This window comes from Roseobacter ponti (genome assembly GCF_012932215.1).
Lineage (GTDB): Bacteria > Pseudomonadota > Alphaproteobacteria > Rhodobacterales > Rhodobacteraceae > Roseobacter > Roseobacter ponti.
Genome location: NZ_CP048788.1, coordinates 2,745,229 through 2,761,583, shown reverse-complemented (window position 1 = coordinate 2,761,583; position 16,355 = coordinate 2,745,229). Strand labels below are relative to the sequence as shown.

Below are 16,355 nucleotides of genomic sequence, written 5' to 3'. Positions count from 1 at the left end.
GGCCAGACTGCGTCAATGCGTGCTTTGCGCCAGGATGCCCGACAGGATATGCCAGACGCAAGAGCGATGGGAGAGAAATAAATGGCAGCTTTACTCGATACGATTGACCCCGAGGGTCTGGAAGAATTCTCGGTTGTCTTCACGGACCGGTCTCTGAACTCCATGTCAAAGGCGTTTCAGTCGGTCATGACCGATATCTCCGCCATGCTCAAAGAGGTTTATGCCGCGGATGCTGTGGCTCTGGTGCCGGGGGGCGGGACATACGGCATGGAAGCGGTCGCGCGTCAGTTTGCCCGCGGGGCTGAGGTGCTGGTGGTGCGCAACGGCTGGTTCTCCTATCGCTGGAGCCAGATTTTTGAGGCCGGCGGGCTGACGGCAAACACAACCGTGCTGAAAGCGCGCCAGACCGGCAATACCGGTCCGTCTCCCTTCATGCCGGCACCCATTGAGGATGTCACCGCCGCGATCGCTGAGCAGAAGCCGGATGTGGTCTTTGCACCTCACGTGGAAACAAGCGCCGGTGTAATCCTGCCCGACGACTATATCAGGCAGATGGCTGCGGCGGCCCACGAAGCGGGCGGTTTGATGGTTCTCGATTGCATTGCGTCGGGCTGTGCCTGGATCGATATGCGGGCTCTGGGGGTCGACGTACTGATCTCCGCGCCGCAAAAGGGGTGGTCTGCCTCTCCGTCCGCCGGTCTGGTGATGATGTCGGAGCGGGCAGTGGCGCGTCTGGCGGAGACGCAGTCCGACAGCTTTGCCATCGATCTGCGCAAATGGCACGACATCATGCAGGCCTATGAAAGCGGCGTGCATGCTTATCACGCGACGATGCCCACCGATGCGCTGCGCGATTTCCGCGACACGATGCTGGAAACCCGCGAATACGGGTTCGACCGGCTGCGCGAGGCACAATGGGCGCTCGGGGACGGCGTGCGCACGATGCTGGCGGAAAAAGGGGTGACCTCGGTTGCCGCAGAAGGCTATGGCGCGCCGGGTGTCGTTGTCAGCTACACCAGTGATCCCGATGTACAGAACGGAAAAAAATTCATGGCCGAAGGCATGCAGATCGCCGCAGGCGTACCGCTGCAGTGCGACGAGCCGGCCGATTTCCGCACCTTCCGGCTGGGGCTTTTCGGTCTCGATAAACTTTACGATGTGCCGGGGACGCTGGCGCGGCTGCGCCGGGTGATCGACCGGGTTATCTGACACCCAGTCCCATCTGCATCAGGGTCCGACGCACGGGCGGCAGCGCATAGAGCGCCTGCAGCCCGGTCGCACGCGCGTCTCTGAGCGCAGGTGCCTCGACCTGACTTGCCCGGTTCAGCAGATCAATGCCGCGCACCCGCAGGGAAATATCTTTGTAACGCGCGTCGTGAAAGGCATCGAGCATTGCGCGGTCGCCCAGTGTTTCAGGGTTCTGTTGCGCGAGATCGAGCAGACAGGCTGTATCGGCAAGGCTCATGTTCAGCCCCTGCGCGCCGATCGGGGGCACAACATGGGCCGCCTCCGCAATCAGCGCGAGGCGCTCGCCTGAGAGCCGATCCGCTTTCTGACTGATGATCGGCCAGATGGTGCGCGGAGATGCGAGTTTCAGCGGGCCGAAAAGGCCACAACTGCGCGCGGTCATCTCCTGCTCAAAGGCAGCCTCGTCCATCTCGTAGCGTGCCTGTACGCGGGGGCCGGCATCCATCCAGACGACGGCCGAGGATGGCTCTCCTTCATAATCGGGCAGGGGCACAAGGGTAAAAGGCCCGCCGGTCCTGTGGATTTCGGTCGATACATTGTGGTGCGGCTCAGAGTGCGTGACGGCAAAAGCCAGCGCTTTCTGGCCATAGCGCTGCGTTGTGACACCGATGCCCGACGCCTCGCGCATCGGAGAGTTGCGTCCGTCAGCAGCGACCACCAGGCGCGAGCGCACAACAGTTCCGTCGCTCAGACCGGTGCGCGCCTCGCGTTCCCGGGTAAAAAGGGAGGTTGTTGCCGTCCCGGGCCGGAAATCGACAGTCGCAAGTTCTCCCAGACGCTTCACCATTTCGCGACGCAGGAGCCAGTTGGGCAGGTTCCATCCAAAGGGCAGTTCCGAAACCTCATCTGCACAGAAATCGCGGGTCATGCGTGCCTGGCCTGCCTCGCCCCCGGCGTCCACGATGCGCATCACCTGCAGGGGAGCGGCATGTGGCGCAAGATGATCCCAGAGGCCCGCGGCCTGCAGTACATCACGCGCCGGTTGCAGCATCGCGGTCGAGCGCATGTCGGCGCCCGCGTCCCCGCGGCCCGTGACCGGTGGCGCAGGATCGACGCAGACGACATCAAATCCGGCGCTCCCGAAGGCAGCAGCCGCCGTCATCCCGGCAATGCCACCGCCGGAAATGAGAATGTCACAGGATATCCTGGTTTTCTGAGCCATGACCAACGTTAGCCTGAGCCGCTACCCGCCACCAGTGCGCTTACCCCCAGGTGATCGCCAGCAGCAGAACAAATATAATCGGAACCATCGCAAGCGCCGGCAGGTAAAGCCCCGGTAGCCCGAAGGTCAGCGCAGAGCACATCCACAGGCTGACATAAAAGATGAGGGCGAACCAGATATTGGAGGAATCACCAAAGGCCACATCGCGGGCAATCCACCCGATCACCGGTACGGCAAAGAAAAGGCGTTGCCAGAGCGGCAGTTTCGGGACTTCGGTCGCAACAGTCATATACGGAACACTCCATTCGTTTGACATGAGATAGTGTGCACCAGGTCCCGGAGGAGGTGCCTGATTGTCGCATCTGAACGGTTCAGATCAGGCGTCCGAGAAAATCGCTGAGATCGTCGGTATGAAAATGTATATGCTCCCCCGCGCCGCGTTCTGCGGCGACGTGCACAGTGCGCATACCCATTGCATGCGGCACCTTAAGATTGCGTGCATCATCTTCGAACATGGCAGCGCCGGACGGTGTCAGACCGTCACGCGCAAAGATAGTCTCAAAGGCGACCCGATCCGGTTTGGGATGATAACCCGCATGTTCCACACCGTAAATCGCGTCAAAAAGTCCGCTCAGGCCGCGCGCGGCCAGCACCCTTTCGGCATAGGGCGCGCTGCCGTTGGTATAAACGATGCGCCGTCCCGGCAAAGCACGAATACGCTCCGCCAGCACCGGATCAGGGCTCAGCCTGTCCATCGGGATGTCGTGCACATCGTGCAGGTAAGGATCAGGGTCAACGTTATGCTCACGCATCAGCCCCGCGAGCGTGGTCCCGTGCGTGGCCCAGTAAAGTTTGCGCAGGCGGTCCGCTTCGGTGTGGTCAACGCCGAGGGTCTGCATCACCCAGGCCGTCATCCGCACTTCAATGAGGTCAAAAAGACGTGCTTCGGGCGGGTAAAGCGTGTGGTCGAGATCAAAGACCCAGGTGGAGATATGTGTAAAGGAAGCCGCGGCCATAGGGTCGTGGTACGGGCGGGCGCCTGTCAGCGCAAGCCCCGGCTCTTGCCAGCGCGTCTTGCCCGCCGTTAAGATGCGATACTGAAACGAGAAAAAGGCGCAGTCATGCCGCTCCGCAAACTACAGCAAACTGATGCCTATTCGATGATCCTCGAAGCGATTGATCTGGGCGAGTACCGGCCCGGCGACCGGCTGGTCGAAAGCGAGCTTGCGGACCGCTTCGGTGTCTCCCGCACACCGGTCCGCGAGGCGTTGCAGCGGCTGGAAACCCAGTCGCTTCTGGCGCGCGACGGGCGCAGTCTGATTGTGGCCTCGCTGGATCACAATCAGATGGCCGAGCTTTATGTTGTGCGGCGCGAACTTGAAGGCCTGGCGGCACGCCTCGCCGCCCAGCACGCCACCGCCGAAGAAGTCCGGATTCTGCGCGAGATGGTGACCGAGGACAATGCGCTGATCGAAGATCCGCCGGCGCTTGCACGGGCCAACCGGCGGTTTCACAAACAGATACATCTCGCATCGCACAACCGCTATCTGGTACAGCAGCTTGATCTGGTGCACCGGACCATGGCGCTGATGGCCACGACGTCGCTTGCCGCTCAGGGGCGGGGTGTCATCGCCCAGTCAGAACACGATGCCATTGTCGGCGCCATCGAAGCGCGTGATGCGGATGCAGCCCATGACGCGCTGCGCGAGCATATCTCGGTTGCTTTCATGACGCGGCTGAAACAGGACGCCGGGCAGCGCCGCGATCAGAGCTGAGCGTCTCAGGGCAGGTCGGTCTGGCGGGTGACACCGTGCTGCGTCTTGTCCCAGAAAAACGGTGAGCGCAGCATTTCCCAAAGAGCTTTATACGCAGCCACCGTGCCCAGCGGATAATAAAACATCATCGTCGGAACAAAGGCCATCAGATGCCGGTGCCCGCGTCCGGAGACTGCAACGAGGCCCATGGCGAGGCTCAGCACTTCTGAAAATATAAAGAGACCCGCCATGCTCCAGACCGCCGCACTGCCCAGCGTGCCGGCTACAGCATGGGGCAGACCGGCTGCCGACAACCAGAAGGTCCAGAGCACCGGCGCCATGGCAAACTGCGAAAAGGCAGCCAGAAAAATAGTCTGAAGCCCCAGAAATCTGACAAATCCGACATCACGGATCAGTTGCCGGGGGCGGCGCATATGAACGCAATAGGTGATCATGAAGCCCTTGAGCCAGCGCGAGCGTTGCCGGATCCAGGGCCAGGCGCGGCTTGTCGCTTCTTCATGGGTGACGGTGTCGATCAGCTCGGTGCGGTATCCGTGGCGCGCCAGCCGCACACCCAGATCTGCGTCCTCCGTCACGTTATGCGCGTCCCAGCCGCCCAGTCTCTCAAGTGCGTCCCGGCGGAAAAAAAGGGTCGTACCCCCCAGTGGCAGCACAAGGCCCAGACGCGCCAGCCCGGGCATCACCATGCGCCACCAGGTCGCGTATTCAATCGTGAAACAACGCGCCAGCCAGTTGGCGCGGGAGTTATAGTAATCCAGCACACCCTGCAGACAGACGACATCCTCCGGAGCATCGTTGAAGCGCGACACTACCCGCTCGATCTGATCGGCCTCGGGCCAGTCCTCAGCGTCCCAGATCCCCACGATGCTGCCACGGCAGAAATCCAGCGCATAATTAAGCGCGCGCGGTTTGGTCGTCAGATCTCCGGCACCGGGCACTTCGATCACACTCATCCACTCTGGCAGTTCTGTGCGCGCTATGGTCTCGCGTGTCAGTCTGTCGTTTTCCTCGAGCACCAGCACAACGTTCAGAAGTGATTTGGGGTAGGTCAGACCGCTCAGGCGCGCAATCAGTTGCGCCGCGATCTCTTTTTCTTTCAGCAGCGGGACCAGAACCGACACCCGCGGCAGACGGAAGGGCGTTGTAATAATCGCGGCGGTTCGTGCACTGCGCCCTTTGGTGAAGTGCGTCACGAAGGCCGCTGCTTTGAGGGTTGTGACCATTGCGAGGGTAATCACGGCCCAGAGGACCGCGGCGGTGAGCGTCCAGGCGGGTGCCTGAAACGCCGCGACGCCGGTGATGGCGAGAAGCCCCAGTGCGATGATGGTCCGGCGAGTGCTGCCGGTGCTCCAGCCCCGGCAGCTTTCCGTTGCCGGCACGCGGACGGCGGCTTTGCCGGCGAGTTCGCGTCCATAGAGGCGGCTGATGTGGGACTGTATCTGCACTTCATCCACGATTACCGGAAACATCTGCCGGCTGCGGCTGCCAAGGGCCTGGCGCAGACTGGTAAAAGCTGCAGGGCTCGATGTGGCAACATAAAGTGCGCGCGCGTCCTCGCGCCAGGGCACCACACCGTAACGCAGGCACAGGGCGGCCGGCAGATGCCCTGCCATGTCGGGCGCCGGAGGAGACAGCTCAAGATCGGCGCCTTCGCTTCGGGCCTGCTGCGCAAGCGCACCCAGCACATCGCGGCGTGAGACCAGACCCTCGGCCACCATGATGTCGCCCAGCGGCGCATCGATGTGCCCCTGCAGGCCAAGCGCATGCATCAGATCGCGCGGCCCGATCTTGCCGGTGTCCACCAGCAACTGGCCCAGCGGCGGATGCCGGCCACCGGGCGGCGCCCGCCCGGGACGTGTCAGGCTCAGGTCGAGATCATTCATTGATGGGTCTGCCCGCAATGGTTCAGCACCGGCAGACCCTGTCAGAACAGGGTTAATGATCTGTTAATTCTTGATTTTTCAACCCAGACGGGTGGCCGGTCGGATCAGGCGGCGCGGTCCGCCATCGCCCTGGCAAAGCGCTCAAACAGGTAATAGCTGTCCTGGGGCCCGGGGCTGGCTTCGGGGTGGTGCTGCACAGACCAGACCGGGCGGCCATCCATGCGGATGCCACAGTTGGAGCCGTCAAAGAGCGAGGTATGCGTTTCGACCACGCCCTGCGGCAGGGTCTGGGCATCAACTGCAAAGCCGTGGTTCATCGACGTGATTTCGACCTTACCGGTATCGTGATCCTTGACCGGGTGGTTGGCACCGTGATGACCGTGGTTCATCTTGATCGTCTGTGCTCCAAGCGCCAGTGCCAGCATCTGATGCCCCAGGCAGATGCCAAAGACCGGCAGGTCTGTGTCATCCAGCACCTGACGGATCATGGGCACGGCATAGGCACCCGTTGCCGCCGGATCACCGGGGCCGTTCGACAAAAACACGCCGTCGGGATTTTGCGCCATCACATCCTCAAAAGATGCCGTCGCCGGCAGCACGGTCACATCACAGCCGGCACTTGCGAGACAGCGCAGGATATTGCGTTTGGCCCCGTAATCGAGCGCCACGACTTTATACTTCGGATCCTGCAGCGGGGCATATCCGTCGGGCCAGGCCCACCGCATCTCGTTCCAGCGGTAGGACTGCGCACAGGTCACTTCACGTGCCAGATCGACACCTTCAAGCCCGGCAAAACCGCGCGCAGCCGCTACCAGTGCTTCAACATCAAAACTGCCGTCAGGGTTGTGGGCGAGGGCCACGTGTGGTGCTCCCGACTGGCGGATCGCCCGGGTCAGACGGCGCGTGTCCACCCCGCCAAGTGCGATGCGCCCGCGCGATGCCAGCCACTGGTCCAGTCCCTGCACGGCCCGCCAGTTCGACGGGTCCGTGGGCATCCACTTGACGATCATCCCGGCGGCAACCGGATCGGCGGTTTCGTCATCTTCGGGATTTACGCCGACGTTGCCGATATGCGGGAAGGTAAAGGTGACAATCTGCCCGGCATAGGACGGATCGGTCATGATTTCCTGATAGCCGGTCATGGCGGTGTTAAAGCACAGTTCCGCCTCGGTCTGACCGGTGGCCCCGAAGCCCTGACCGTAAAACAGAGTGCCGTCCGCGAGGGCCAGACAAGCGGTGGGGCGGTCGGGCGCAGCTGCAGACATGAGGCAGTCCTTTCGGGCATATGGCGGGGGCAAAATCTGGCGGAAACTAGTCCTGCAGGCATCAGGGGTCAAGGGCTCTTCCGGTGCGGTTTTCGCCGCAGCCTCCGGGCATCTTACGCTGCGGCGCGCGGGTGGCGGGTGGTGTTGCAGGCATCACCTGCTTTGTCTATGGTCCGGCGCCGGAGCACAGCCCCCGGAGCGGGGTCAAAGCAGAGGAATGAGCAATGGACCTTCGTACGAAAATCACCGCCGCGCTGAAGCAGGCGATGAAAGATAAGGCGGCCGACCGTCTGTCCACGCTGCGGCTGATCAACGCCGCCATCAAGGACAAGGACATTGCCGCGCGCGCCGAAGGCAATGAGGAGGGTGTGGGCGATCCTGAAGTGCTGGCCATTCTGGGAAAAATGTCGAAACAGCGCACTGAAAGTGCCCGCGCTTACGAAGAGGGCGGACGTCTGGATCTGGCCGACCGGGAGCGCAGCGAGATCGGCGTGATCGAGGAGTTCCTGCCGCGACAGCTGAGCGAAGAGGAATCCGAGCAGGCAGTCAGCGATGCCATCGACGAGACCGGCGCGGACAGTATCCGGGACATGGGACGGGTGATGGCGGTGCTCAAGGACAAATACACCGGACAGATGGATTTCGGCAAAGCCGGACCGCTGGTGAAAAACCGCCTCAGCTGACTACCTCTGCGCAAAGCCCCGGATCCGGGAACAATGCGTCCCGAGTGCTCCATATTGACAAGGTGATTCGCGCCTGTCGCGCAATAATGTTGCGCGGCAGGTACGATAGTTTTGCACCGGGCATTGCCGCAAGTGGATCATCAGTCGAGACAATTGTCCGTTTTGGTGCGATTCGTTGACAAATTGCTTAAGTTAACGTAGCGTAAACAGGTTAGATGAGACTTTAATATTCATTTTTTACGGGGGTGATGATGAATTTATTTCAAAAATCTGCGATTGCGCTGGCGATGATGAGCACGGCTGCATCCGCTTCGGCGATAATAGACAATGATACGATCCAGCTTGGAGTGGATGACCTCGGACAGCTCAATGTTCCTGGTGGCGCGCCATCGGGCACAGACGGGACGACTGCTGTTGGCCTCCGGTTTCTGCCGACAGGAAACGAGTCTACCTCGCACGGCTGTCTGTGCGAAGGCTGGGGCGTAGGTATCGCTGATACCGGCGTCTCCGGTTACGCCAACAACTCAAGCGGCACAGCCAACCTGACCGCTGTGGATTTCACGTCAACTGCATCAACGGCGTTCTCTTCGGTAGAACTTACAACCGGCGAGCTTGCTGTAACGCATTCGTTCGCTCCGGCAGCTGAGACTGATAATCTTTATCGCGTTTCGGTCAGCATTACCAACACCAGCGGCGCAGATATCAATGATCTCCGCTACACCCGGACCTTCGACTGGGATATTGAACCTGAAACGTTCAGTGAGCTGGTAACCCACGCCGGTGTGGCGACGACACCGTCTGTTCTCTACGCAGACGACAACGGCTTCAGCAATTCAAACCCTTTTGCATCCCGGAGTGCAATTCTTGGCACCGGCGATTTTGTCAACCTCGGGCCGGCAGATCACGGGTCGAACTTCGATTTCGGTTTCGGTGAACTGCTTGACGGCGAGAGTTTTGATTTTGATATCTTCTATGGTGCTGCCGCCACGGAAGCAGGCGCACTTGCGGCACTTGGCGAAGTCGGTGCGGAACTTTTCTCACTGGGAAAATGCGGCTCCGATGTTGACGGTTCCGGTGCCGGCGGATGTGACACCTTTATCTTCGGGTTCTCCGGCGTCGGTGGTGAAATAATCGTGCCGGATCCAACACCTCCGGATGAGCCCGGCGGAGGCGGCCCGAGCCCGATCCCCGTTCCTGCGGGAGGTGTGTTGCTGCTGACAGGCCTGGGTGTTCTTGGCGCCGCGCGCCGGTTCAAGAAGCGCAAAGCCTGATCTGAAAACCGTTCTACTGTAAAAGTTGGAAGGGCGCTGCCGGTTTCGGTAGCGCTCTTTTTCGGGTAACATCAGTAACCTGTGCCAGCCCGGGAGTTTCTCATGACGTCACGTACACTGAAAGTTCTTTTTTCCTCACTTCTCTTCGCAACCCCATTGCACGCGCAGGATACGGAGTGGTTCGTACAATGCGAAGACGATATCTGCGTGAGCCAGGTTGTTGCGTCTGAAACCGGCGCCGATGATGCTGTGGCGACGGTGTCGTTTTTTTCCCCGACCGGAGATCAAACTGTCAGTCTGGCGGTGGTCCTGCCTTTGGGTGTCGCGCTGGAGCCCGGTGCACAGATAGTGGCAGGGGAAACAGTACAGTCGCTTGTGTTCAAAGTGTGCCTGCCGAACGGTTGCACGGCCTATGCCGAAATCACACCGGCACTTCGCACAGCGCTTGAGGGGGCGGAGACACTACGCGTTCAGTTTTTTGCGCAGTCAGACCTGGCTGCAAGAGCACTTGAACTGCCAACGAAGGGTCTGTCAGCGGTTTTCGATCGGATGCTGCAATAATGACGTGGTTATCGGAAGCGGCAGCGAACCGACAGCACTACCTGTAAATCCATTGCGACAACCAACTGGCCAGTAGTCGTTGAGCCCTCTGCCGGACGACATCGCACCCACCTTTTCCGAGACGCGTGCCGCTAAGGCGGTAAAGCATCTTCAGACGATGCTCTCAAAAGGGGTCTTTCGCGGCGGCAGCCATGGGTTGTGGCGGCCATGGGCGAAGATCCGGAAGAACATCTGCTTTTACTGCGGCTGAAGGAAGGGGAGGTATCGGGCGCCCGGCTGAGGTACGAATGGACGTCCGAAGGCAGCATGAGCCTCGTCAGCATGCAGTTCCAGCGCGATTTCACCAGATACGCTGCAGGCCCGATGCTGCAGGTACCTGAAAAGATCACATGTTCGTAACGGGCGGAGCACTGCATATACAACCCACCGGGGGGATAACCTGGCACCTGTGACTGTCGCCAGGTCAGAATGAGCCTCGTCTGCGGCCTGTCACCGCCGCCAGGCGCGCTGCAGCTCATCATAAAGCGACACGCGCTCCTCTTCGCTGAGAAAGGCGCCGATCTCAACTTCCCGGCCCATACCCTTGAGCGTGACATAATGAGGAACGGGCCCGTCCTTTTCGTACTTGGTGATCGTGGTCCAGTACCGGTTGCAGTCCCATTCCTGCACGGCGCCCGACGGGTCAGTGCGTACCAGTTGTGCCTCATCGGGTCCGAGGGTGAGCACTTCACTGATCTGACGTGATTTCCAGTTGCGTTGCAGGGCAAAATAGATGCCCCAGACCGCCAGCAGCAGAAACGGCAGCAACCCCCACAACACAGGCGAGCCCAGCAGTGGCAGCGTGGGGATACAGATCAGCGTGAAAGTGCTGAGCACAAAGGCGGCCATCCCGCGCGCCGGCAGAGAATTGTGGGGCCAGAGGCGAAGCACCTGCGGCGTCTCATCGGGCTGGCTGGTCCATTGATAGGGCATATCGTCGGCTCTGCAAAATTTAATGCAGGATATTCTGCAGTCGGGCAGGGAGACAATGCGACACCTGATCCCGGTTTGCGGCACAGGAAGCTGCAGTCTGCCATTCAGCAATGTGACCCGCCACAGCCAGGCTGTGACGGGTCGGAACCTCAGGCAACTCGCTACCGTACCCCTTTGCTCAGGAACCGTTGCCGGTGAGCGGAGTCGCATAGGATGTGTATTGCCCGCTGTCGTTGCCGCGGGCGAATTCGGCCCGGTACTCTTTGAGCAGGCCGCGTGTGCCGTCCGGGTTTGCCGCGATTTTTCGGAACGTCTGATCGCCGCCCGCCTGAGCGCGGTTAAACGAGCGGACCAGCAGATCCTGCTCGAACTGCGTCAGCTGGCCGGTGGCCTCGTATCCCATATAGGCCTGGTAGTCAGAGATTGCTGCGCGCGACCGGCCGCCGATCTGGCCGTCAACCGTGCCGGCATTGAAGCCGAAGTAGTTCAGCGATGTCTGGACTTCGCGACCGGTCTGTGTGGCCGGAATGCCAGACCGCGTCGCCGGCTCGGAATAAGTGGTCGTGCCTGTCACCTGCGGGGCAGGCGCGACAGTTCGGTTGCGGGTCGCATTCTTTTGCAACTGCGAGCCAACAATACCGCCGATCACAGCGCCGGCGATAAAGTCCTTGCCATCGGCAGCGACGCGTGTCGCAGGCGTGAGAGCCAGTGCGGCTGCAACAGCGGCGGATGTCATTTTAAGCGAAAGCATAATGTTTCTCCTGTAGTCGGTGCCTCACCCTGAGGCGCATTTTATCGTCATCGGCTTAGAAACGCAGTGAGACAGGCGGGTGTTCCGATGCGCTCATCACCTAATCTTACGAGGTGCAATAAACCTGTTCCCGAAGCCGAACGATCAGTGCGCCCTGAGGGGCCTGTGGCACCATGTTTTTCAACAACTGCGTTCCGATGCCCATACAACGTGCCGCAGCGCCCCGTTGGCGCGGCTGAGAGCCGTACGGCGCGGCCCTGTGACACCGGACCGTCATGCTGAAGCAAACGGACATCGCAATGACACTCCGTAGTTCACATGCTCAGACGCTCTGTGTGGTCTGGCCTGACGCGCACAAAGTCGGATTTCCTTTGCTAAGAGCAGATCCGGCCTTGTCGCTGCCACCGCTTTTTCAACCTGGCGTCTGCTGAAACCGGTGGTCCTGCCGACATCTGTACGCAAAAAAAGGCCCCGCGTGCTGCGGAGCCTTTGCTTTTATTTCTGCGATCTTCAGTGACCGGGCTGTTTGTCCCATTCTTCCTGCTTGGGCAGGATTTCGAATGTGTGTTCCGGCGGCGGGCTGGGCAGTGTCCACTCCAGCGTATCCGCATATTCGTTCCACGGGTTGTTCTCTTTGCATTCCTTGCCCTTGCGGATGGCGTAGAACATCACACCGAAGAAGAAGAGGAAGGAAGCAAAGCTGAGGAAAGCACCAAGGCTCGACCACCAGTTCCAGTAGGCAAAGGCATCCGGATAGTCGATATAGCGGCGTGGCATGCCCTGACGCCCGAGGAAGTGCTGCGGGAAGAAGGTCAGGTTTGCACCGATGAAGAAAGTCCAGAAGTGCAGTTTGCCGGCCCATTCAGGATACATCCGCCCCGTCATCTTGGGGAAGTAAAAGTAGATGCCCGCAAAGATCGCGAAGACCGCACCAAGGCTCATCACATAGTGGAAGTGTGCCACAACATAGTAGGTGTCGTGATAGTAGCGGTCCACAGCAGCCTGGCTGAGTACGATGCCGGTTACACCGCCGACAGTGAAGAGGAACAGGAAACCAAAGGCCCAGAGCATCGGTGTCTTAAATTCAACCGAGCCGCCCCACATGGTGGCAATCCAGCTGAAGATTTTCACCCCTGTCGGCACCGCAATGACCATCGTGGCCAGCATGAAGTAGGCCTGCTGGTTCAGCGACATGCCCACGGTGTACATGTGGTGCGCCCAGACCACGAAGCCCAGAGCGCCGATGGCGATCAGAGCCCAGACCATCGGCAGATAGCCGAAGACTGGTTTGCGCGAGAAGGTTGCGATGACGTGGGAGATAATGCCGAAGCCCGGCAGGATCACGATATACACTTCCGGGTGTCCGAAGAACCACAGGATATGCTGGTAGAGCACCGGGTCGCCCCCGCCTGCAGGATCAAAGAAGGTGAACCCGAAGTTGCGGTCCATCAGAAGCATGGTGATAGCACCCGCCAGAACCGGCAGGCTGAGCAGGATCAGCCAGCTTGTGACAAAGATCGACCATGAGAACAGCGGCACTTTGAAGAGCGTCATGCCGGGGGCTCGCATGTTCAGGAAGGTGGTGATCATGTTGATCGCCCCCAGGATCGAAGAGGCGCCCGATACGTGCACCGCGAAGATCGCAAGGTCCATCGAGAAGCCGCCTTCATTGGTCGATAGCGGCGGATAGAGTACCCAGCCCACACCGGAGCCGGCCTGATCATTCCCGCCCGGTGCCAGCACCGAACAGACCGCCAGCGTTGTACCGGCGACATAGAGCCAGAACGACAGGTTGTTCATCCGCGGGAACGCCATATCCGGCGCACCGATCTGCAAGGGCATGAAATAGTTGCCAAATCCGCCGAAGAGCGCCGGAATGACCACAAAGAACATCATCAGAATACCGTGCCCGGTGATGAGCACGTTCCAGAGGTGTCCGTTGGGGGTGCAGGCCTCGCCGCTGGCGAAAAGACGCGCCCCTTCAAGGCACATGTACTGTACGCCCGGCTCCATCAGCTCAAGGCGCATGTAAACGGTAAAGGCAACCGAAACGAAACCGGCAAGAGCGGAGACGATCAGATAGAGAATACCGATATCTTTGTGGTTTGTTGACATGAACCAGCGGGTGAAAAACCCACGCTCGTCCTGGTGGTCATGGCCGTGGATGGCTGCGTCTGCCATGCTCTTGCCTCCTGGTATTATGTGACGTTCCGCACGACGGTTCCCGTATCGCACGGAGGATTCCATCCGTTTCTAGAGTGTGTTGGGGCCGGGAGCAATGATCGTATTGACGCAGCAGTGCCGAATTGGCGCACTGATCCGCGCGTCGGGTGCGCCAGGGTGACGCAGCCCGGCGCAATTATCCCGGGCTGCCGTCGGATGCGCGCCTGTGACAGCCTCGTGTTAACCGGCGTTTAACAGTCGCTGGTGCAGGATGTCCTCGGGTGGCGGCTGTACAGGAACGGTACAGACCAGAATGCGGGACATGGCGATGCAGGTGGCTTCGGCTTCAGATACAGGTGCGACAGGATTGAGCATTGATGCGGAGAGCTCAGATTTTCTGCGCCGCATGGCCGGTCTGGTTCCGGGCGTCATCTATATTTTCAACCACAAAACCAAGAGTAACGAATATTCCAACCGGTCCATCGGGACGTTGTTGGGATACACACCACAGGAGCTGATTGACCTCGGCGACGCGCTCTTCGGGACGATCGTTCATGAGGACGACCTTGAGGGGCTCGCTGCCTATTTCGATTCGCTGGGTGAGCTGGCAGATGGGGTCTCCGCGACCCATGAATACCGCGACTATGCCCGCGACGGATCAATCGTCTGGCTGCGCAGCATCGACAAGGTCTATGAACGCGATACCGACGGCTCGGTCCTGCGTCATATCGGGATCGCTATTGACATCACCGCCCAGAAGCAGACCGAGGAACGCCTGAGAGCCACGCGGCGCGAGCTTGAACAGCTCACCTATATTGCCAGTCATGACCTGAAAGTGCCGGTCAGCAATATGAGCACGCTCACACATATGCTCAGCGAGGCGGGTGAACTGCTGCCGCCCGAGCACAGCGAAACCCTCGGCTGGATGCGTGACGTCTGTAATCAGGCCCAGGAAAAGCTTGATGCGCTGGTATGTGTGGCTCAGGCCAATGCCGGCGAGATGGCACCGTTTGAACCGGTAAATCTGGCCGCAGTTACCGAAAACGTCCTCGTCAGCCTGCACTGTCAGACCACGGATGCCCGCGCTGTGATCCGCACAGACTTCAAGGTGCCCGAGGTGACTTTTCTGGCGCGCGAGCTTGAAAACATGCTGCAGGCGATGATCGCCAATGCGATCCGGTATCGCAGCCCTGACAGACGGGTGCGCATCGAAGTGACCTCGCGCTCAGTGGAAAACATGACCGAGATCTCGGTTGCCGATAACGGAACCGGTCTGGACCTGCCCCGCGACGAAGGAAAGGTGTTTGATCTGTTCCGGCGCGCGCATGCTGTGCCGGGCGGTGCCGGCGTCGCACTCTATACGATACGCTGCCTGATGCACCGGATCGGTGGCACCATACGCGTTGAAGGAAGCCCGGGTGAGGGCGCAGCCTTTACGCTCAGTTTTCCGCAACCAGGCGCCTGAAGGGGGCAGACAGGATGAAACGCCTCAGAAAAGTACTGCTGGTTGATGATGACCGGATCACCAACCTGATGCACACCAGGCTGATTGATCGCACGGGTCTGGCCGAGGAAGTGGAGATCGAAACAGACGGGCAGGCGGCCCTGGAGCATCTTGAGCGTGCCCGGGCGAGCGGCGGCGTACTGCCTGATCTGATCCTGCTCGACATCAATATGCCGCGGATGGACGGATTCGAATTCCTTGAAGCCTATGCCGCCCTGCCGGCGCAGATGACCGAAGGGCGAAAGATCCTGATGCTGTCAACCTCTACTCTTGATGATGACCGCCGTCGGGCGGAGGCCGACCCGAATGTGACCGGTTTTATGGCCAAGCCGCTCAGCACCGAGCGGTTGCTGAGCTTTCTGCGTGCGCGAGGTCCGGCCGGTCAGGCAGGCTGAACCGGCAGCGCGAACCGCACCGGCGGTGCATCGACAGGTGTGTCGCCGAAAACAACGGTAAACTGATCCCGCAGAGCGATATCCAGATCGTTCATCGTGACCGGCAGGCCCAGATCCACGAGGCTCGTCACCCCGTGCCCGGAAATACCACAGGGCACAATGCCGTCAAAATGGCTCAGGTCCGGGTCAACGTTGACCGAAATCCCGTGAAAGCTCACCCACCTGCTCAGCCTGATGCCGATCGCTGCGATCTTTTCCTCGATCGGTGAGCCGTCAGCATCGCGCGGCTTCTCCGGGCGTGTGACCCAGACCCCAACTCGGCCGTCGCGCACCTCGCCTGTGACATTAAAGCTGTCGAGCGCGGCAATCACCCATCGCTCCAGTTGCTGCACAAACCGGCGCACATCACGGCCCCGTCTGCCTACATCCAGCAGGGTATAGGCGACCCGCTGCCCAGGCCCGTGATACGTGTACTGGCCGCCCCGGCGGGTCGGATAGACCGGAAAGCGGTCCGGATCGGTCAGATCGGCTTCTTTTGCTGATGTGCCGGCGGAGTAAAGCGGCGGATGCTCCACCAGCCAGATACACTCATCGGCTGTGCCTTTGGCAATTGCCTGCGCGCGCGCCTCCATCCATGCTTCTGCGGCGCGATAGTCTGTCAGCCCGTCTGAGATAATCCACTCTGTCATGCCCTGCCCATACCGCGCGCCGGCATCATCTGT

Annotated in this window: 17 protein-coding genes; 8 read left to right on the top strand and 9 right to left on the bottom strand. The window is 60.3% G+C overall.

What is annotated here, in order from left to right:
- Nucleotides 1-81: 81 nt before the first annotated feature.
- Complete coding sequence (locus G3256_RS13025) at nucleotides 82-1,209, top strand: aminotransferase class V-fold PLP-dependent enzyme (protein WP_169641230.1); 1,128 nt, start codon at nucleotides 82-84, stop codon at nucleotides 1,207-1,209.
- Here G3256_RS13025 and G3256_RS13020 read toward each other — a convergent pair.
- From G3256_RS13020 to G3256_RS13010, 3 genes are all read right to left on the bottom strand, one after another.
- Entirely contained in the window at nucleotides 1,202-2,410 is a 1,209-nt protein-coding gene (locus G3256_RS13020) for a UbiH/UbiF family hydroxylase (RefSeq protein ID WP_169641229.1), read from the bottom strand. The genes G3256_RS13025 and G3256_RS13020 overlap by 8 nt on opposite strands.
- Nucleotides 2,411-2,450: 40 nt before the next feature.
- The gene (locus G3256_RS13015; protein WP_169641228.1) at nucleotides 2,451-2,699 is read right to left on the bottom strand and encodes a hypothetical protein; all 249 of its coding nucleotides are present in this window, start codon (nucleotides 2,697-2,699) and stop codon (nucleotides 2,451-2,453) included.
- Nucleotides 2,700-2,781: 82 nt separating this feature from the next.
- Complete coding sequence (locus G3256_RS13010) at nucleotides 2,782-3,426, bottom strand: pyrimidine 5'-nucleotidase (RefSeq protein WP_169641227.1); 645 nt, start codon at nucleotides 3,424-3,426, stop codon at nucleotides 2,782-2,784.
- 105 nt (nucleotides 3,427-3,531) lie between these two features.
- Here G3256_RS13010 and G3256_RS13005 point away from each other — a divergent pair, with 105 nt between their 5' ends.
- Entirely contained in the window at nucleotides 3,532-4,185 is a 654-nt protein-coding gene (locus G3256_RS13005; RefSeq protein WP_169641226.1) for a GntR family transcriptional regulator, read from the top strand.
- A 5-nt stretch (nucleotides 4,186-4,190) separates the two neighbouring features.
- On the opposite strand, the gene G3256_RS13000 is transcribed toward G3256_RS13005, so the two are convergent.
- The gene (locus tag G3256_RS13000) at nucleotides 4,191-6,068 is read right to left on the bottom strand and encodes a glycosyltransferase (RefSeq protein ID WP_169641225.1); all 1,878 of its coding nucleotides are present in this window, start codon (nucleotides 6,066-6,068) and stop codon (nucleotides 4,191-4,193) included.
- Between the two features lie 104 nt (nucleotides 6,069-6,172).
- Nucleotides 6,173-7,333, bottom strand: coding sequence for a glutamine-hydrolyzing carbamoyl-phosphate synthase small subunit (gene carA / locus G3256_RS12995; RefSeq protein ID WP_169641224.1), 1,161 nt, complete (start codon nucleotides 7,331-7,333; stop codon nucleotides 6,173-6,175).
- A 224-nt stretch (nucleotides 7,334-7,557) separates the two neighbouring features.
- Between carA and G3256_RS12990 the strand changes: the two genes are divergently transcribed.
- The 4 genes from G3256_RS12990 (at nucleotide 7,558) to G3256_RS12975 (ending at nucleotide 10,247) form a co-directional block, all read left to right on the top strand.
- Entirely contained in the window at nucleotides 7,558-8,016 is a 459-nt protein-coding gene (locus tag G3256_RS12990; RefSeq protein ID WP_169641223.1) for a GatB/YqeY domain-containing protein, read from the top strand.
- A gap of 251 nt (nucleotides 8,017-8,267) precedes the next feature.
- On the top strand, nucleotides 8,268-9,287 hold the full coding sequence (locus G3256_RS12985; protein WP_169641222.1) for a VPLPA-CTERM sorting domain-containing protein: 1,020 nt from the start codon (nucleotides 8,268-8,270) through the stop codon (nucleotides 9,285-9,287).
- Nucleotides 9,288-9,389: 102 nt separating this feature from the next.
- Nucleotides 9,390-9,848 carry an invasion associated locus B family protein gene (locus tag G3256_RS12980; RefSeq protein ID WP_169641221.1) on the top strand — a complete coding sequence of 153 codons (459 nt, stop codon included), beginning with the start codon at nucleotides 9,390-9,392 and terminating at the stop codon, nucleotides 9,846-9,848.
- Between the two features lie 207 nt (nucleotides 9,849-10,055).
- On the top strand, nucleotides 10,056-10,247 hold the full coding sequence (locus tag G3256_RS12975; RefSeq protein ID WP_169641220.1) for a hypothetical protein: 192 nt from the start codon (nucleotides 10,056-10,058) through the stop codon (nucleotides 10,245-10,247).
- A gap of 90 nt (nucleotides 10,248-10,337) precedes the next feature.
- Here the strand turns inward: G3256_RS12975 and G3256_RS12970 are convergent, their stop codons facing one another.
- The 3 genes from G3256_RS12970 to ctaD form a co-directional block, all read right to left on the bottom strand.
- Nucleotides 10,338-10,820 carry a DUF2244 domain-containing protein gene (locus G3256_RS12970; RefSeq protein ID WP_169641219.1) on the bottom strand — a complete coding sequence of 161 codons (483 nt, stop codon included), beginning with the start codon at nucleotides 10,818-10,820 and terminating at the stop codon, nucleotides 10,338-10,340.
- 178 nt (nucleotides 10,821-10,998) lie between these two features.
- A complete protein-coding gene (locus G3256_RS12965) occupies nucleotides 10,999-11,571 on the bottom strand; it encodes a peptidoglycan-binding domain-containing protein (RefSeq protein WP_169641218.1) in 573 nt (190 codons plus the stop codon).
- A gap of 510 nt (nucleotides 11,572-12,081) precedes the next feature.
- Nucleotides 12,082-13,752 carry a cytochrome c oxidase subunit I gene (ctaD, locus tag G3256_RS12960; RefSeq protein WP_169641217.1) on the bottom strand — a complete coding sequence of 557 codons (1,671 nt, stop codon included), beginning with the start codon at nucleotides 13,750-13,752 and terminating at the stop codon, nucleotides 12,082-12,084.
- A gap of 349 nt (nucleotides 13,753-14,101) precedes the next feature.
- On the opposite strand from ctaD, the gene G3256_RS12955 reads away from it, so the two are divergent.
- Nucleotides 14,102-15,199, top strand: coding sequence for a sensor histidine kinase (locus G3256_RS12955; RefSeq protein ID WP_169641216.1), 1,098 nt, complete (start codon nucleotides 14,102-14,104; stop codon nucleotides 15,197-15,199).
- A 14-nt stretch (nucleotides 15,200-15,213) separates the two neighbouring features.
- Nucleotides 15,214-15,633: a response regulator gene (locus G3256_RS12950; RefSeq protein ID WP_169641215.1), complete on the top strand. Its 420-nt coding sequence runs from the start codon at nucleotides 15,214-15,216 to the stop codon at nucleotides 15,631-15,633.
- Here the strand turns inward: G3256_RS12950 and lipB are convergent.
- Complete coding sequence (lipB, locus tag G3256_RS12945) at nucleotides 15,621-16,322, bottom strand: lipoyl(octanoyl) transferase LipB (RefSeq protein ID WP_169641214.1); 702 nt, start codon at nucleotides 16,320-16,322, stop codon at nucleotides 15,621-15,623. The genes G3256_RS12950 and lipB overlap by 13 nt on opposite strands.
- Nucleotides 16,323-16,355 lie beyond the last annotated feature (33 nt).

Bases quoted from the DNA above. Each gene is read 5' to 3' on its own strand.
- G3256_RS13025 (WP_169641230.1), top strand. From the start codon at position 82: ATGGCAGCTTTACTCGATACGATTGACCCCGAGGGTCTGGAAGAATTC.
- G3256_RS13020 (WP_169641229.1), bottom strand. From the start codon at position 2,410: ATGGCTCAGAAAACCAGGATATCCTGTGACATTCTCATTTCCGGCGGT.
- G3256_RS13015 (WP_169641228.1), bottom strand. From the start codon at position 2,699: ATGACTGTTGCGACCGAAGTCCCGAAACTGCCGCTCTGGCAACGCCTT.
- G3256_RS13010 (WP_169641227.1), bottom strand. From the start codon at position 3,426: ATGGCCGCGGCTTCCTTTACACATATCTCCACCTGGGTCTTTGATCTC.
- G3256_RS13005 (WP_169641226.1), top strand. From the start codon at position 3,532: ATGCCGCTCCGCAAACTACAGCAAACTGATGCCTATTCGATGATCCTC.
- G3256_RS13000 (WP_169641225.1), bottom strand. From the start codon at position 6,068: ATGAATGATCTCGACCTGAGCCTGACACGTCCCGGGCGGGCGCCGCCC.
- carA (WP_169641224.1), bottom strand. From the start codon at position 7,333: ATGTCTGCAGCTGCGCCCGACCGCCCCACCGCTTGTCTGGCCCTCGCG.
- G3256_RS12990 (WP_169641223.1), top strand. From the start codon at position 7,558: ATGGACCTTCGTACGAAAATCACCGCCGCGCTGAAGCAGGCGATGAAA.
- G3256_RS12985 (WP_169641222.1), top strand. From the start codon at position 8,268: ATGAATTTATTTCAAAAATCTGCGATTGCGCTGGCGATGATGAGCACG.
- G3256_RS12980 (WP_169641221.1), top strand. From the start codon at position 9,390: ATGACGTCACGTACACTGAAAGTTCTTTTTTCCTCACTTCTCTTCGCA.
- G3256_RS12975 (WP_169641220.1), top strand. From the start codon at position 10,056: ATGGGCGAAGATCCGGAAGAACATCTGCTTTTACTGCGGCTGAAGGAA.
- G3256_RS12970 (WP_169641219.1), bottom strand. From the start codon at position 10,820: ATGCCCTATCAATGGACCAGCCAGCCCGATGAGACGCCGCAGGTGCTT.
- G3256_RS12965 (WP_169641218.1), bottom strand. From the start codon at position 11,571: ATGCTTTCGCTTAAAATGACATCCGCCGCTGTTGCAGCCGCACTGGCT.
- ctaD (WP_169641217.1), bottom strand. From the start codon at position 13,752: ATGGCAGACGCAGCCATCCACGGCCATGACCACCAGGACGAGCGTGGG.
- G3256_RS12950 (WP_169641215.1), top strand. From the start codon at position 15,214: ATGAAACGCCTCAGAAAAGTACTGCTGGTTGATGATGACCGGATCACC.
- lipB (WP_169641214.1), bottom strand. From the start codon at position 16,322: ATGACAGAGTGGATTATCTCAGACGGGCTGACAGACTATCGCGCCGCA.